16 protein-coding genes are annotated in these 16,498 nt (G+C 45.1%); 6 read left to right on the top strand and 10 right to left on the bottom strand.

Translation table 11 applies throughout. The features are described 5' to 3' along the window. The first annotated feature begins 48 nt into the window (after positions 1-48). Positions 49-1,998, top strand: coding sequence for a polysaccharide biosynthesis protein (locus KHN78_RS06535; protein WP_211915521.1), 1,950 nt, complete (start codon positions 49-51; stop codon positions 1,996-1,998). 292 nt (positions 1,999-2,290) lie between these two features. On the opposite strand, the gene KHN78_RS06530 is transcribed toward KHN78_RS06535, so the two are convergent. Next, entirely contained in the window at positions 2,291-3,640 is a 1,350-nt protein-coding gene (locus KHN78_RS06530) for an MBL fold metallo-hydrolase RNA specificity domain-containing protein (protein ID WP_211915520.1), read from the bottom strand. A 658-nt stretch (positions 3,641-4,298) separates the two neighbouring features. On the opposite strand from KHN78_RS06530, the gene KHN78_RS06525 reads away from it, so the two are divergent. Together KHN78_RS06525 and KHN78_RS06520 are read left to right on the top strand one after the other, a co-directional pair. Next, a complete protein-coding gene (locus KHN78_RS06525) occupies positions 4,299-5,465 on the top strand; it encodes a nucleotide sugar dehydrogenase (RefSeq protein WP_211915519.1) in 1,167 nt (388 codons plus the stop codon). Between the two features lie 68 nt (positions 5,466-5,533). Next, positions 5,534-6,538, top strand: coding sequence for an NAD-dependent epimerase (locus tag KHN78_RS06520; protein ID WP_211915518.1), 1,005 nt, complete (start codon positions 5,534-5,536; stop codon positions 6,536-6,538). Between the two features lie 363 nt (positions 6,539-6,901). On the opposite strand, the gene tpiA is transcribed toward KHN78_RS06520, so the two are convergent. Continuing rightward, positions 6,902-7,672, bottom strand: coding sequence for a triose-phosphate isomerase (gene tpiA / locus KHN78_RS06515; protein WP_128811859.1), 771 nt, complete (start codon positions 7,670-7,672; stop codon positions 6,902-6,904). A 272-nt stretch (positions 7,673-7,944) separates the two neighbouring features. Here tpiA and KHN78_RS06510 point away from each other — a divergent pair, with 272 nt between their 5' ends. Beyond that, positions 7,945-8,295, top strand: coding sequence for a 5-carboxymethyl-2-hydroxymuconate Delta-isomerase (locus KHN78_RS06510; protein ID WP_211915517.1), 351 nt, complete (start codon positions 7,945-7,947; stop codon positions 8,293-8,295). Positions 8,296-8,386: 91 nt separating this feature from the next. After that, complete coding sequence (locus KHN78_RS06505) at positions 8,387-8,809, top strand: DUF805 domain-containing protein (protein ID WP_128811855.1); 423 nt, start codon at positions 8,387-8,389, stop codon at positions 8,807-8,809. Positions 8,810-9,023: 214 nt separating this feature from the next. Here KHN78_RS06505 and KHN78_RS06500 read toward each other — a convergent pair whose 3' ends face one another. The 3 genes from KHN78_RS06500 to glpX all read right to left on the bottom strand — a co-directional run bounded on the left by KHN78_RS06500 (position 9,024) and on the right by glpX (position 11,364). Continuing rightward, positions 9,024-9,368 (bottom strand): DUF3135 domain-containing protein, encoded by a 345-nt coding sequence (locus KHN78_RS06500; RefSeq protein ID WP_211915516.1) that lies wholly within the window; start codon positions 9,366-9,368, stop codon positions 9,024-9,026. A gap of 188 nt (positions 9,369-9,556) precedes the next feature. Continuing rightward, complete coding sequence (locus KHN78_RS06495; protein ID WP_211915515.1) at positions 9,557-10,183, bottom strand: helix-turn-helix transcriptional regulator; 627 nt, start codon at positions 10,181-10,183, stop codon at positions 9,557-9,559. A 173-nt stretch (positions 10,184-10,356) separates the two neighbouring features. Beyond that, complete coding sequence (gene glpX, locus KHN78_RS06490; protein WP_211915514.1) at positions 10,357-11,364, bottom strand: class II fructose-bisphosphatase; 1,008 nt, start codon at positions 11,362-11,364, stop codon at positions 10,357-10,359. Between the two features lie 345 nt (positions 11,365-11,709). Here glpX and zapB point away from each other — a divergent pair, with 345 nt between their 5' ends. After that, positions 11,710-11,952 carry a cell division protein ZapB gene (gene zapB / locus KHN78_RS06485; protein WP_211915513.1) on the top strand — a complete coding sequence of 81 codons (243 nt, stop codon included), beginning with the start codon at positions 11,710-11,712 and terminating at the stop codon, positions 11,950-11,952. Between the two features lie 116 nt (positions 11,953-12,068). Here the strand turns inward: zapB and rraA are convergent, their stop codons facing one another. The 5 genes from rraA to KHN78_RS06460 all read right to left on the bottom strand — a co-directional run bounded on the left by rraA (position 12,069) and on the right by KHN78_RS06460 (position 16,487). Beyond that, on the bottom strand, positions 12,069-12,575 hold the full coding sequence (rraA, locus tag KHN78_RS06480) for a ribonuclease E activity regulator RraA (RefSeq protein WP_128811845.1): 507 nt from the start codon (positions 12,573-12,575) through the stop codon (positions 12,069-12,071). 76 nt (positions 12,576-12,651) lie between these two features. Continuing rightward, a complete protein-coding gene (locus KHN78_RS06475) occupies positions 12,652-13,569 on the bottom strand; it encodes a 1,4-dihydroxy-2-naphthoate polyprenyltransferase (RefSeq protein ID WP_211915512.1) in 918 nt (305 codons plus the stop codon). Positions 13,570-13,853: 284 nt separating this feature from the next. Then, positions 13,854-15,185 carry an HslU--HslV peptidase ATPase subunit gene (hslU, locus tag KHN78_RS06470; RefSeq protein ID WP_211915511.1) on the bottom strand — a complete coding sequence of 444 codons (1,332 nt, stop codon included), beginning with the start codon at positions 15,183-15,185 and terminating at the stop codon, positions 13,854-13,856. A 29-nt stretch (positions 15,186-15,214) separates the two neighbouring features. Next, entirely contained in the window at positions 15,215-15,766 is a 552-nt protein-coding gene (hslV, locus tag KHN78_RS06465; RefSeq protein WP_038864894.1) for an ATP-dependent protease subunit HslV, read from the bottom strand. Between the two features lie 178 nt (positions 15,767-15,944). Next, positions 15,945-16,487, bottom strand: coding sequence for an SPOR domain-containing protein (locus KHN78_RS06460; protein WP_211915510.1), 543 nt, complete (start codon positions 16,485-16,487; stop codon positions 15,945-15,947). Between the last annotated feature and the right edge of the window lie 11 nt (positions 16,488-16,498).

Raw genomic sequence — 16,498 nt, 5'->3', positions numbered from 1 at the left:
CTAAACTTACTAGGTTTATCGCTGATACTTACTAAAACTAATAATACTATGCAACGTCTACAATTTTTATGGCAACTTTCTCGAACAAATAAGCGAATAGTCAGTGTCTTGATTGATACGGTGCTGATTTTTCTTGCTTTTCATCTTGCAATTTTGGTCCGTTCAGGTGAAACCAATTACTTTACCTACCCTGCAGTATGGGGAATACAAGTGGTTGTCACCTTGATCACCGTGATTGTGTTTGCGCGGTTAGGGCTCTATCGTGCAGTACTGCGTTATCTCACTTTTCAAGCTCTGTTTGTTGTCACCGCTGGTGCATTAGTTTCTGCTACTGTTGTTGCAGCATTGAGCTTTTACATGAGTGATCCGTTCCCAAGAACGGTGCCGATCATTTATGGCGCATTCTTAGCGCTGTTCTGCGGTGGTCCTCGGGTGATCGTACGTTCTCTTGTCGCGCAAAGTTATGCGAATAACCAGAACAAAGAGGTACTCATCTACGGCGCAGGTTCCGGTGGTCGTCAACTCGCTATGGCATTAAGAAGCTCCGGCGAATATCGCGTTCGTGCTTTTGTTGATGGCGATCCGACACTGTGCAATACCATGATTTTAGGTTTGCCGGTGTTTGCAATAGAAGATGTCATGCCTGTCATCAATAAATACGACATTTCACAGATATTGCTAGCAGTACCCAGCGCGAAGCGTTCTCGAAGAAAGTTGATTTTAGATGATCTTGCTAAGTTACCCGTAGAGGTGCTCACTGTGCCAGATATGACGGATATTGTATCCGGTAAGGCACAAATTGATGAGCTTAAAGATGTCGCGATTGAAGATTTGCTAGGACGAGATCCTGTAGCACCACAACAAGTGCTTCTTGAGGCGAACATCAAAGATAAAGTGGTTATGGTGACAGGTGCCGGAGGCTCTATCGGTTCCGAGCTTTGTCGTCAGATTGTGGAGCAAAACCCAACATCGATCATTTTGTTTGAGTTATCGGAATTCGGTTTGTATCAAATTGACCGTGAGCTTAATCTGCTTAAGCAACAAAAAGGGTTGAGCTGCGATATCATTCCGCTGTTAGGCTCGGTACAAAGGCAGCATCGTCTAGAAACCATCATGGCATCGTTTAAAGTACAAACTGTGTATCATGCCGCCGCTTATAAGCACGTCCCGTTGGTGGAATACAATGTCATCGAAGGCGTGCGTAACAATGTTTACGGTACCTACTATACGGCTACTGCGGCCATTAAAGCAGGCGTCGAATCATTTGTTCTAATTTCTACCGACAAAGCGGTGCGCCCAACCAATGTAATGGGCACAACGAAGCGAATGGCGGAGCTTGGCTTACAAGCTTTGGCTGAGCAAGAGAACGAGAAAGCGAATGGCACTCGTTTTTGCATGGTGCGCTTTGGTAACGTGCTTGGCTCGTCTGGTTCTGTAATCCCATTATTTAAAAAGCAAATCGCAGCAGGTGGCCCAGTAACGGTAACGCATCCAGATATCACGCGTTACTTTATGACCATTCCAGAGGCTGCCCAACTTGTGATTCAAGCGGGTGCGATGGGCAAAGGTGGGGATGTGTTCGTACTTGATATGGGCGAATCCGTAAAAATTACCGATCTAGCATGCAATCTTATTCAGCTTTCGGGTTTAGAAGTTAAATCACATGAAAACCCACATGGTGATATTGAAATCCAGTTTGCAGGGCTTCGACCGGGTGAGAAGTTGTATGAAGAGTTGCTGATTGGCGATAATGTCAAGCAAACCGCTCATGAGCGTATTATGACGGCGCATGAAGTACACTTATCGTTGTCAGATTATGAATCGCTCATCAATGAACTTGATTTAGCCTGCCACGGAATGGACCATGAAAAAATTCGTTCATTGCTACTAAGCGCACCAACAGGTTTTAATCCAACTGATGGCATTGGCGATTTGGTTTGGAAGCATAACCATATTGATGAAGAGGTAATAAATATTCATCAAGCGGTCAATGAGTAAAGGATGGGCACCTAGTATGGTGCCCATTTTTGTATATGCGGTAAGCCTCGTAAAGGCATAGAGAATGCGGAACATTAACTCTAAATCGTTGCTGGTCAGCGTGTAGCTAATAGATTCCTAGTCTCGCCAAGGCTCGCAGGCATGACGATGTTGCGTATGGCGCTTTTTCTGTCATCGAGAAGCGAAGCGTTCTGTACTCTCACAACTACCATCAAGCCTTTAACGATCGCAAAACTATCAACAAACTCCCTCTAGGACCTAGGACCTAGGACCCTAAAAACCTAAAACCCCATCAATCAACAACCTTAACCCCATTCTGTTCAATCATTTCCCCTAATTCTCGCTTCGCGTTTGTTTCTCCATGAATCAAGTGTACGCCTTTCGGTTTGGTTGGTATGCCTGTAATAAAACGCAGTAAATCTGCTTGGTCTGCATGGGCCGAGTAACCAGACATGGTGTGTATTTGCGCATTGACCTCAACACGTTGTTCGCCAATGGATATCTCCGGGTCTCCCTGTTGAATCGCTCGCCCTAACGTACCTTGTGCTTGGTAGCCAGCAAATAACACATCATTTTTCTCATCGGGTAACAGAGCCTCTAAATAGTTAACGATACGCCCGCCCTCACACATGCCAGATGCCGCAACGACAATAGCAGGCTCATCCGTTGAGGCTAGGCGGTTAACCAAGGCTAGATGTGCTCGATGGTTATCTACCGTGATGCATTGCTCAAAAGAAAGTGGGTGGCGTTGATGGTTTAGCTTGTTTTTTGCCTCTGTGCTCCATAGCTTTTTAAAGCGGCGATAAGTTTTAGTCACTTGCTTAGCAAGAGGAGAGTCTAAGATGATCGGCAGAGAGGAATGTAAGTCACGTTGATGAATCAACTGCTCGATATCAAAAAGCAGTTCTTGAGTTCTCCCCACACTGAACGCAGGAATAAGGATCACGCCACCATCTTTAAGTGCATGGTCAATGATGTGGTTTAAGCGCGCAGTACGTGTAGAAACGTCTTCATGTTGTTTGTACCCATAGGTGCATTCAATAAACAAATAGTCCGCCTGTTTTGGTGATTTAGGATCGGGCAGCAGAGGTGTATTGCTAGGGCCAAGATCACCAGAGAAGACAATCACTTCACTGTTGGGCAGTTTGAACTCCACATAGGCAGAACCAAGAATATGACCAGCCGGTTGAAAGCGTAAATAGTGCTGCCCACCTAATGGCAGCCACTGTTGGTAGAGACAGGGCTTGAGCTGCTTTTTGATAACATTGAGTACTTGCTGGCGTTGATGGTAATTGAGTCCAAGTTGCAGCTTTAATCCATCTTCCAGCATCAATGGCACTAACTCTGCAGTCGCTTTGGTGCAATAGATAGGGCCTTTAAAACCTGCCGCAAGTAACCAGGGCAAGCGTCCAATATGGTCAATGTGTGCATGGGTCAATACTAGGGCTTTGACCTGTTTTATTGAGAACTCAATATTCAGTGAAGCATTGCGTCCACCAAACTGAATATCCTTTCCTTGGAAAAGCCCACAATCAACCAGAATACTTCCGAAAGAAAGTTTTAGCTCATGGCAAGATCCCGTCACAGTATGTTTACCACCGTGATGGATAACACTAGCAAGGTCGCAGATGGTTGTTGTCATGGTTCGTCCTTAAGAAATGATGTCAATTATATGGTACTGATTTAATGCATTGGGGTGGTGGATATTTAGTCAGTGTGCGAGGGGAGTTAAAGAAAGGGCCTAGGTAAAAAGCAGGTCCTAGGTTCTAGGACCTAATGTTTTGGTTTTTGGATTATGCACAAACTTTGCTCTTGAATTATAAGAAGAATACTTGTCATTCTAAACAGTGAGGGACGAACGTGATTCAGAATCTACTGACCAGTTTTGAAAGAGTTAAGGTGATAACCTCAGATTAAATTGCGTGTGGGTAGTAGATTCCTAATTTCGCTGGAATGACATAATTGGTGATGATGTGCTTTGAAGCGTTCTGTAATCAAATAACTTCCTCAAAAAGCCGTAGAAATACACAGAGAGACCAACAAACTCGCCTCTAGGAACTAGGACCTATTATCCTAGGCCCTTGGTTTCCATAAGCGAAGCGTCCCGTATTCAAATAACTTCCTCAAAACCCATTGAAATACTCAAACCTCCAACAAACTCTTTCTAGGACCCTAGGACCCTAGGACCCTAGGACCCTAGGACCTAACTTCCCTATTGCCCAAAATCTAAAGCCTAAGATCTAGTTCAGTTTTCTTGATTCTGCTATGCTTTTGTAAAAGTTGAACTTAAGGATTCACCCATGAAAATCGCAGTTGCGGGGACCGGCTATGTAGGGCTTTCTAACGCTATGTTGTTAGCTCAAAATCATGAAGTGGTTGCGGTTGATATCATCCCAGAAAAAGTTGAATTGCTGAACAATAAGCAATCGCCAATTGTGGATGCAGAGATTGAGCACTTTCTTGCAAACAAGTCGCTAAACTTTGTTGCAACAACAGACAAAGCGTTGGCATACCTCAATGCTGATTATGTGGTTATTGCAACCCCAACCGATTATGACCCTATCACCAACTACTTCAATACCTCTTCTGTAGAAGCGGTGATCAGAGATGTCATGGCGATTAACCCAGATGCGGTCATGGTGATCAAATCAACGGTGCCAGTTGGCTATACGGCACGCATCAAACAAGAGTTGGATTGCGAGAATATTATATTCTCTCCAGAATTCTTGCGAGAGGGTAAAGCGCTTTACGATAACCTTTACCCATCACGTGTTATCGTTGGTGAGCGCAGTGAGCGTGCAGAAATGTTTGCAGGCCTGTTGGTTGAAGGGGCGATCAAAGAGGACATTCAAGTCCTATTTACCGATTCGACAGAAGCGGAAGCCGTAAAACTGTTCTCGAATACGTACCTTGCGATGCGTGTGGCTTATTTTAATGAGCTGGATTCTTACGCAGAAGCTCATGGCTTGGATGCTCGCCAAATCATTGAGGGGGTTGGTTTAGACCCACGTATTGGCAATCACTACAACAACCCATCATTTGGTTATGGTGGTTACTGTTTGCCGAAAGATACGAAGCAGCTTCTTGCTAACTACCAAAGTGTGCCAAATAACATCATTGGTGCAATTGTAGAAGCAAACCGTACTCGCAAAGATTTTGTCGCAGAATCGATTATTAAGCGTCAGCCAAAAGTGGTCGGTATTTACCGCTTGATCATGAAAGCAGGTTCAGATAATTTCCGTGCCTCTTCCATCCAAGGTATCATGAAACGTATTAAAGCCAAAGGGATTGAAGTGGTGGTGTACGAGCCAGTACTTAAAGAGCAAGAATTCTTTAATTCGCGCGTGATCCAAGATTTGAATGAGTTTAAACAAACGGCGGATGTGATCGTATCTAACCGTATGGTAGAAGAGTTAACGGACGTTACAGAAAAAGTCTATACCCGTGACTTATTTGGTAGTGATTAAATCCACACCTATACTTCATAAAGCCAGTGAATATTCACTGGCTTTTTTATTCCAAGGAAAGGAATGCTATGAAGTATCTTGTAACAGGTGCGGCTGGCTTTATTGGAAGCGCGACCGCAGAAAAACTCAATACAGCAGGTCATGAGGTTGTTGGTATTGATAACCTTAACGATTACTACGATGTGAACCTAAAACACGCACGGCTAGCCCGTATTGAAAATCCATTGTTCAAATTTGTGAATGTGGATATCGCAGACCGCGAAGCAATGGCGCAATTGTTTGCTGCAGAAAAGTTTGATCGAGTCATTCATTTAGCCGCGCAAGCCGGCGTTCGCTACTCATTAGAGAACCCGCACGCGTACGCTGATTCAAACTTGGTTGGTCATCTCAATATTCTTGAGGGATGTCGCCAGAATCAAGTGCAGCATTTGGTGTATGCATCATCGAGTTCTGTGTACGGTTTAAACGCCAAAGTGCCATTTGCAACATCAAATACAGTTGATCATCCTGTTTCTTTGTACGCTGCGACAAAGAAATCCAATGAGCTGATGGCTCACAGCTATTCTCACCTTTATGATATTCCGACCACGGGCCTGCGTTTCTTTACCGTGTATGGATCTTGGGGTCGCCCAGATATGGCACCGTTCATCTTTACCAAGAAGATTCTGGATGGTGACACTATCGACATTAATAACAATGGTGATATGTGGCGAGATTTCACGCACGTCGATGATATCGTTGAGGGCGTGGTGCGTATCGCAGATGTGATCCCACAACAAGATGAGGCTTGGACGGTTGAAACGGGCACGCCAGCAAGCAGCTCTGCCCCGTATGCGGTGTACAACATCGGCCACGGTTCACCAATCAATTTGATGGATTTTGTAAAAGCCATTGAAGATGAGTTAGGTATTGAGGCCAAGAAAAATTTCCGAGAAATGCAGCCAGGTGATGTATACCAAACCTACGCAGATACAGAAGATCTGTTTGCCGCAACAGGCTACAAGCCACAAGTCAGCGTGAAAGAGGGCGTAGCAGAGTTTGTCGCTTGGTATAAGGACTTTTATGGGAAATAGATAGGGTTTAGGTTTAAAAGATAGGTCCTAGGATCCTAGGGCCTAATGTTTTGGATTACGGATTACGGATTACGGATTACGGATTACGGATTACGGATTACGGATTACGGATTACGGATTACGGATTACGGATTACGGATTACGGATTACGGATTACGGATTACGCGCAATCGTTAGCTTTCTGTGTTCTGTGTTCTGTGTTCTGTATTCCTACCGCTTTCTCAAGAGCTAATGAAATGCACAAACTTCCAGCACACTCCATCTAGGACCTAGGCCCTAAAACCTATAATCTTTTTCAAAAACCAAAAAGGCCGATGTGTTCACATCGGCCTTTTGATTATCTATCGTCTATTACGAGACAGATTAAGCTTTAGCGGCTGCCGCTGCTTTAGCGATAGCGACGAAGCTCTTAGCGTCTAGCGAAGCACCGCCAACTAGAGCACCGTCGATGTCTGGTTGTGAGAAGTAAGCTTCAGCGTTTTCTGGTTTAACAGAACCGCCGTATTGGATGATTACTTGCTCTGCAACTGCTTCGTCTTTCGCTGCTATGAGTGCGCGGATAGATGCGTGGATGCGTTGTGCATCTTCAGCTGTTGCTGCTTTACCAGTACCGATAGCCCAGATTGGTTCGTAAGCGATGATCGCACCGTTTAGCGCTTCAACACCGTAAGTGTCAATAACAGCGTTGATTTGACGTGCACATACTGCTTCAGTTTCGCCAGCTTCGTTTTGCGCTTCAGATTCACCGATACAGAAAACAGGCGTTAGGCCGTTTTCTTTTAGGAAGTTGAATTTCTTCGCGATGAACTCGTCAGATTCGTTGTGGTATTCACGACGCTCTGAGTGACCGATGATGATGTGAGTTGCACCAAAGTCTTTCAGCATTTCTGGAGACATATCGCCAGTGAATGCACCGCTGTTGTTTAGGTCAGTGTTTTGAGCACCTAGGATAATTTTGTTATCGCCTTCTGCGATGACACACTCAGCTAGACCGATGTAAAGAGCTGGTGGAGCTACTGCTACGTCAACGCCTTCAACGCCTTCAAGTTCAGCGTTAATACCCGCTAGTAGCTCAGTTACCATTGCTTTGCTACCGTTTAGTTTCCAGTTACCCATCACTACAGGACGACGCATAGGAATATCTCCCTTATCTTTAATGTCAAATAATCAATTAATGTAAAAAATCTACGTAGGAATATAACAGAATAATGCGAACAGATCATGATTGGTGTCATGTCTTATTCGGCTTTCTTTATCTGCTCAATGCGGAATGTGTTCTGTTATTTTTGTCAAAAGCAATCGATTGGTGATCACGTAGACAGAATGATAGCTCAATCCTCGGAAATTGCCGCTCAGGTTGGTATTACTAAGGGTGAAAAGTTCGCCATAAACAGAAAGGAATCACAATGCCAAACTTAGTTTTAGAATATTCCAACTCGGTGGATGAGCGTGTCAATGTTCAAGGTTTATTAGAAGACTTACACAAAGCGGCCATTGGAACCGGATTGTTCGACGTTGCATCGGTTAAGTCCAGAGCATTGCGCTGTCATCATTGGCTAGTCGGCGATGAGGGTGATAGTGTGGACTTCATTCATCTTAACTTTGATTTACTCTCAGGCCGAACACCAGAGCAAAAGCGAGACTTGTCGAGAGCATTAATGACGGTGCTGCAAGAGCAAGCCAGCCATGTACGCAGCCTAACGGTGAATGTTCGTGATATGGATATTGATTGCTTCCAGAAAGTGGTGAATAGATAAAAGGACCAACAACCTTTTTTCATTCCTTTTCTTTGCCCTTTATTGTGCTCTTCGTTACTCTATACCCATTCTGGTTTTTGGATAAAAGTCGATGTCAATTAAAGAGTTATTATTTTCGTTTCAAGGGCGTATAGGCCGAAAAACATATTGGGCCTGGAATATTGTTTACTATATTTCGATACTCGGTTTTGGCGTAGGTATCAACAAGCTGTTTCCTGCGTTTTCTTACATCATTCTGCCGGTGTTTCTGCTTATTTTACTTATTCCTGATCTGGCGATTACGACCAAACGCTGGCATGACCGTAATAAGTCAATCTACTGGCTGGCATTAAACATTCCTTTGATTATTGGCCGAATTGCTACGCCAATGACAAACCCAGATGCTCAGGCAGCATCGACACCGCAAATGTTGATTGCTTCTGTCTCATTGATTTGTGGTGTATGGATTTTGGTAGAGTGTGGCTTCTTGAAAGGAACCGCAGGCCAGAACCAATACGGACCAGAGCCGGAGTAAAAGGAAAAGAAAGGCCCTAGGTAAAAAGCAGGTCCTAGGATCCTAGGGCCTAAAATCTTGGGTTACTGATTACGCGCAATCGTGGTTTTTTCTGTATTCTGTAAGCGAAGCGCCCAGTATTCCAACAGCTTTCTCAATAACTCATTGAAACGTATAAACGTCTAGCGCGCTCCAACTAGGGTTTAGGACTTAAAAACCTATGGCCTAAGAACGTTCAATAAAAACCATCTCTATCTTTAAACGTCTTTAAACTCACCACATCTGCTTTTTGCGCCGGTGTCGTTTCCCCTTGCAGCGCTTCTCTAAACTTCGCGACTTGTTTTTGCAGTTCGTTCATTAGCACCACATTAGTATGGTTGGGGTTCTTACAATTATGTATAACTCGGTCGATATGGCTTTGTTGTGCCCATAAGCGTGGTTGCATTTCTTCTGAGGCACTTTCAATCATCTCTTTTGCCATTTCATGGCGGAACTGCTCAAAGGCTTCCGGATCGCGTTTGGCCATTTTGACCATATCATCGAACGAGGGTAAAACTTGTGGCTTGTGAGGGGCAGTCATGTTGTCTCCCAATCCATAGGACGCTGCTTTTACTAATAAAAGCGTAATCCACTGAGAAAGGGAGGATAGGGGGATTTGGTTATAGTCTCATTTGTAAGAAACTTAGATCGGAGTCTTTGGCGCAGAGTTCTCGGCATCGATAGCCATTTGCTAACGATGGCCATTCGGTACAGATAGCCGTAGAGAAATCAGCCTGAGATGGGCTCTTGAATGCGATAAACGCAGCGGCGCTGACCGTTGATAATGTGTTCTGTGCGCTCTATGAGCGTGTCGCTACCTAACAGTGATTGAAACACGTTGAGTTCAGATTGGCACAAGCTAGGGCAACGAGTTGCGGCTTTACAAATTGGGCAGTGGTTCTCGATGAGGATGAAGCCTTGCTCGTCTTGCTCCAACTCCGCCATGTAACCCTCTTTCTCGCGAAGCGTAACCAACGTATTGAGCTTGCTTTCCAGTGAAGCGCATTGTGCAAGATGCCATTGGTAGTGTTTCAGCGTGAGCTTTTCTCGCTCTGATGTGACTTTATCGAGCCCGTCTTTACCGAAAATGTGCTCAACGGCTTCAATAAATTGGATGGTCAATTCGCCATGGCGATCAGCAAACTGCTCATGCCCTTTTTGAGTTAATGACCAATGACGAGTAGGGCGACCCACTTTCACTTTCACATCATGAATCGATAGGATGCCGTCATCTTCTAAACCTTGTAGGTGCTGACGAGCCCCCATGGTTGTCATGTTCAGTTCGGAAGAGAGTTGTTTCGCAGTGACAGAGCCATCACGCTTAACGATTTGCAAAATCCTATCTACGGTCTTCATATACCCACCATCTATACATCAGTACATATTATGCGCGATAGGATTAGTAAAGAGAAGAGTTGACTTAGTTTTGGGGGAAACAAGGTTTAAAAGATAGATCCTAGGGAAAACAGAGAGGTCCTAGGAGAAAGGCAAGTTCCTAGGATCCTAGGCCCTAGGAACTTTGTATCTGTTTAAAGAATAATATCGCGTACTTCAGGGTCTTTACGATCTAGGTAGTGCGTAGACTTGATACGACGGATAGTACGACAGCGGCCACGAATAAGCAGAGTTTCTGTTGTTGCGATGTTACCTTGGCGAGTAATCCCTTCAAGTAGATCGCCCTTAGTAATACCTGTCGCGGAGAAGATAACATTGTCGCTGCGAGCCATGTCTTCCATCTTAAGAACGATGTTCGCTTGCACGCCCATCTCTTCACAGCGTTGAAGTTCTGCCGCGCCGTAAATGCGGTTTTCTTCGGTATCGCCTTTGACTTCGTGACGAGGAAGAAGTCGGCCATGCATATCGCCATCTAGCGCGCGAATAACCGCCGCTGAAACCACACCCTCTGGTGCGCCACCAATGCAGTACATTAAGTCCACTTCGCTGTCAGGCATACAAGTTAGAATAGAAGCCGCTACATCACCATCAGGCACAGCAAATACGCGTACACCCATCGCTTGCATTTCTGCAATCACGTCATCATGACGAGGTTTTGCTAGTGTGATAACAACCAACGTATCAAGTGATTTGTTTAATGCTTTTGCTACGTTTTCTAGGTTTTCTTTGAGCGGTTTATTGAGGTCAATCGCGCCTTTCGCGCCAGGGCCTACCACTAACTTTTCCATGTACATGTCTGGCGCTTTCAAGAAGCTGCCTTTTTCACCGGCCGCCAACACCGCTAATGCGTTTGATTGGCCCATTGCCGTCATGCGAGTACCCTCGATAGGATCTACCGCGATATCGACAGCATCACCACCTGTACCCACTTGCTCACCGATGTAAAGCATAGGAGCATCATCAATTTCACCCTCACCGATAACGATTTCACCGCTAATGTCGGTTTTGTTTAGTAGGGTACGCATCACTTCAACGGCAGCACCGTCAGCTGCGTTTTTGTCACCACGGCCAAGCCATTTGTAGCCAGCCAGAGCGGCACCTTCAGTAACACGGGAAAATGCCATTGCTAAATCGCGTTTCATGATGTCTCCAAGTAACAAGAGGGAAGAAAAATTTGCGCGGCGATTCTACCACATTGCAAGTTAAACGTTTGCCTTTTTGCTGAGCTTTAACTCTAACTATCTTGAATTCGATCAATTATTGGGTGAGTTTTTAATGTGAAGAAGCCAAAAATAGAGCGCAAAAATACAACCATGTTCAGAAAAGTCAGAGTTTAGTGAGATTGCGCTGATTTTTTGACCGAATGATGCAAAATATCGAATATAGTAAGTGTTTCTCGTCGCTACGCTGAGTAGAATGAATCTTATAGGTTAGGTGCCGACGATTTGTCGAGTATCGTCCCCACGGAACAATAAAGGTAGGCCAAGATGTCTTTTGAAGTACTAGAAAAACTAGAAGCAAAAATTCAAACAGCAGTTGATACAATCACTCTTCTTCAGATGGAAGTTGAAGAGCTGAAAGAAGACAAAGTAAAGCTAGAAGCAGAAGCAAACGAGCTTCGCTCTCAGCGTGAAGATCTAGAGCAGAAATCTCAACAAGCTCAACAAGAGCATGCTCAATGGCAAGAGCGCATTCGTGCACTACTTGGCAAAATGGACGAAGTGGAATAATTCACTCCATATCCAGAATTAACAACACCCGCTTCGGCGGGTGTTTGTGTATTTGGGTAAAAGAAAGGTTCTAGGGAAAGACAGTTCCTAGGATCCTAGGCTCTAACACCTAAGATCTATTCTTCTTCACCCAGCTCGAGATCCACATTAAGTGGTTCAGGAGATAGGATAATGCCTGTGCTGTCAGCGTAGACGTAATCTTCCGGCAAGAAGCTAACGCTGCCAAAGTTTACTGGTACATCATGCTCACCAATACCTTGACTTGCTGCGCCTACAGGAATAGAGGCAAGGGCTTGAATGCCTAAGTTCATGTCTTCGAGTACGTCAACTTCGCGAACGCAGCCATAAACAATAATGCCTTCCCATTCATTTTCTTCGGCTAGCGCTGCAATTTCTGCATCAATTAGCGCTTTACGTAAGGAACCGCCACCGTCAATCAGCAGTACACGCCCGATGCCGTCTTGTTCGAGAGTTTCACGGATCAATGCATTGTCTTCAAAGCATTTTATTGTCGTGATCTGGCCTGCAAACGATGCGCGACCACCAAAGTTACTGAACATCGGTTCGACAACATCTACCTGATCGAGGTAAATATCGCAAAGTGCTGAAGTGTTGTATTCCATGGCGTACCTTTCTTAAACAGAAAACGTTGTCTTTGAGTATATCTAGGCATTAAGCCATTGCAACGAGATTCCTTTTTTAACTTATCAGAGTTTGAGCTACCACAATTGTTGCAAACAGAACATTCGTTACCAGTGAGCATTTCACGATGATAGGCATCATTGGTGCGATTTGTGCAGGTGCTTTGGTTTCCCAAACCGCCTTACCATGATGCGCGACGACATAAATGCTGAGCAAAAAGGGCAGGCTGATCCAAACGGGTTTATCTTGGATTAATAAGTAAGCGGCAAACGCAAGCAGTGCGCCCGCAAGCAAAATGAAGTGGTATTGTTTTGCTTTTCGTTGCCCTAGGCGAACCGCCACCGTGCGTTTTCCACATTCCGTGTCGTTTTCGATATCACGCATGTTGTTGATATTAAGAACGGCAACCGCCAGTAAACCACAACCTAGTGCAGGTAAAAACAGCGCCGCATCGACGTGACCGGTATGCAGAAAATAAGTGCCAGAAACACCAAGCAGACCAAAGAATAGGAACACGGAGAGATCGCCCAAGCCGACATAGCCATATGGTTTGCTGCCCATGGTGTAAGCGATGGCTGCTAAGATGGCAAGTACGCCCAAACCGATAAAAGTGATGATACTTTCAAACGAGCTGAGTGAGTAAAAAACTAAGATAAGGCCAGCAATGATCGTCAGCACAACATTAAAGATGATCGCTCTTTTCATTTGCTCAGCGGTTACCGCGCCAGATTGCATCGCACGCTGAGGGCCGAGACGATTTTCGTTGTCAGTGCCTTTGACCGCATCACCATAATCATTGGCAAGATTAGATAGGATTTGCAATAAGGTGGCGGTGACAAATGCCATGATCGCAATGGTCATTGAAAATTGCCCGGTTGAATAGGCGAGCACGCTACCGGTGAGAATAGAGACCAGAGCGAGGGGTAAGGTTTTCGGGCGTGCGGCGTCGAGCCAAATTTGCAATGATTGTTTCATGGATATTTCGTGCTAGTAACCAATGTGCCCAGTATAAGCACAAAGTCACCAATGCGCTATTGACTTAAAGCAACTCACTCTTGAGTCGCTGTGCAAATCGACCATGTAAAACAAAAGCATAACGCAAGCAAAGGGGTTGAGAACTTAGAGGCTTAGCATTGCAAACTAAGATTGCAAAAACTTCCCTAGGACTTAGGACTTAGGAATCTTGGATCGTTGATTTAGACAAAAAAGCCCAGAACGTGTGACATTCTGGGCTTTCCATAGTGTTTGCGTATTGGCGATTAAAGAATAAAGCGACTTAGGTCTTCGTTCTCGATGGTGTCACCAAGACGATCTTTCACGTAAGCGGCATTAATCACGAATTTTTCGCCGGCTTTCTCTGTTGCGTCGTAAGAGATTTCATCCATTAGACGTTCCATCACCGTGTGTAGACGACGTGCACCAATGTTTTCTGTGGTTTCGTTTACTGTCCACGCCGCTTCTGCGATTTGAGTAATACCATCTTCAGTGAATTCGACATCCACGCTCTCTGTCTTCATCAGGGCAATATACTGCTCTGTTAAAGATGCTTTTGGCTCTGTCAGAATACGTTTGAAGTCATTGCTGGTGAGCGCTTCAAGTTCGACACGAATAGGCAGACGACCTTGCAGTTCAGGGATCAAATCGGATGGCTTCGCGACTTGGAATGCGCCCGATGCTACAAACAGGATGTGGTCGGTTTTCACCATGCCGTGCTTAGTAGAGACCGTGCTGCCCTCGATAAGTGGCAGTAGGTCACGCTGAACACCTTCACGAGAAACGTCAGGGCCTGAACTTTCGCCACGCTTACAAATCTTGTCGATTTCATCGATGAAGACGATACCATTGTTTTCTACGTTGAAAATCGCAGATTCTTTTAGCTCTTCATGGTTAACCAGTTTTGCTGCTTCTTCTTCTGCCAACGCTTTCATGGCGTCTTTGATTTTCAGTTTGCGTTTTTTCTTGGTATCTCCCGCAAGGTTTTGGAACATGCCTTGTAGCTGGTTAGTCATCTCTTCCATACCAGGAGGCGCCATGATCTCCACGCCCATTTGCGGTGCAGCCACATCGATTTCGATTTCTTTATCGTCTAGCTGACCTTCACGCAGTTTCTTACGGAAGATTTGACGCGTATTCGATGTGTCTTCTTTTTGCTCTGTTTGACCCCAAGCATCACGCGCTGGTGGCAATAGAGCATCAAGAACACGTTCTTCAGCTTGCTCTTCTGCGCGGAATTTTACTTTTTCCATCGCTTGCTGGTGGGTCATCTTGACGGCTACATCGGTTAGGTCGCGGATGATGGTTTCCACTTCTTTACCGACATAACCGACTTCAGTGAACTTGGTTGCTTCTACTTTGATAAATGGTGCGTTTGCCAGCTTAGCAAGACGACGAGCAATCTCGGTTTTACCTACACCAGTTGGACCAATCATGAGAATGTTTTTTGGTGTTACTTCGACACGTAGGCTTTCTTCAAGCTGCATACGACGCCAGCGGTTACGCAATGCAATCGCAACCGAACGTTTTGCTTTATCTTGACCAATAATGTGGCGGTTCAGTTCATGAACGATTTCGCGAGGAGTCATTTCAGACATATTTTTTCCTTACTTCGTTACGATTACGTTTAAGCCGTTGGCTTAGGAAGTTCTACTGTAGATTCTAGTTCCTCTACAGTGTGATTGTGGTTGGTGAATACACAGATGTCGCCAGCGATGTTCAACGCTTTTTCTGCGATTTCGCGCGCGTCTAGGTCTGTGTTTTCTAATAGTGCGGTTGCAGCTGCTTGTGCGTATGCGCCGCCAGAGCCGATAGCGATTAGATCGTTTTCTGGCTGAACCACGTCACCGTTACCTGTGATGATAAGAGATGCGGTTTCATCGGCTACCGCTAATAATGCTTCTAGCTTGCGAAGTGCGCGATCGCTGCGCCAGTCTTTTGCCAGTTCCACAGCCGCTTTCGTTAGGTGGCCTTGGTGCATTTGCAGTTTGCTTTCAAAGCGCTCGAATAGGGTAAATGCATCCGCAGTACCGCCAGCGAAGCCAGCTAATACTTGATTGTTGTATAGGCGACGTACTTTACGAGCATTACCTTTCATAACGGTATTGCCTAGCGATACTTGGCCATCACCCGCGATGACAACTTTGTTGTTTCGACGTACAGATACAATGGTAGTCACAGTCGACCTCTTAATTATTTCTTTTGGATTTAATTAAGTATATGGGGGAAAGGATTTAGGGATTCAAGGGGGCGAAAACAAAGGTTCTTAGGTCAAAAGAGATAGGCCCTAGGATCCTAGGACCTAGGATCTAGGATCTAGGATCTAGGATCTAGGATCTAGGATCTAGGATCTTGTCTTAAAAATTCTCTTTCCAAATTGCACACGGCTCTATTTTCGCGCGTTGCAATTTATGGCGATCTTTTTCAGCATCTCGTTTGAATTTGTATGGACCAAGTACCACGCGATACCAAGAGCTGCCATCTTTCTTGATGACGTTACTGCTAATACCTTGGAAAGCGATAGCCAGTTTGCGCTCTTCTGCTTGGCTTTGCTTTTTGTAGGCGCCGCACTGCATTACGTATGGGATTTTAGAGACTTCGACTTCTTTCGCGATGACTTCTACTTCACGATTCGGCAGAGACTCGACGTATTCCCACTTTTCTTCCGGAGGGGGAGGCAGATCTTTTTTAGCTTTAGGTTTGCTAGTGGAGGTTTGCTGTTGAACGATTGGTTGCTCTGGCTCAGGATCTGAGTTCAGAAGGTAAAGGCCATAGCCAAAGCTGCCCACGAGCAAAAGAGCAAGTAGACCACTACGCCAAGGTTTCTTTCGAGAGGGTTGTTTCTTCGCGCTTTTCTTCGGAGCGCCGCGTCCTCTTCTTACATAATCTTTATTTGCCACGGTTACTTCAG

This window comes from Vibrio sp. B1REV9 (genome assembly GCF_905175395.2).
GTDB classification, from domain to species: domain Bacteria; phylum Pseudomonadota; class Gammaproteobacteria; order Enterobacterales; family Vibrionaceae; genus Vibrio; species Vibrio alfacsensis.
This window is presented reverse-complemented; position numbering and strand designations above follow the sequence as displayed.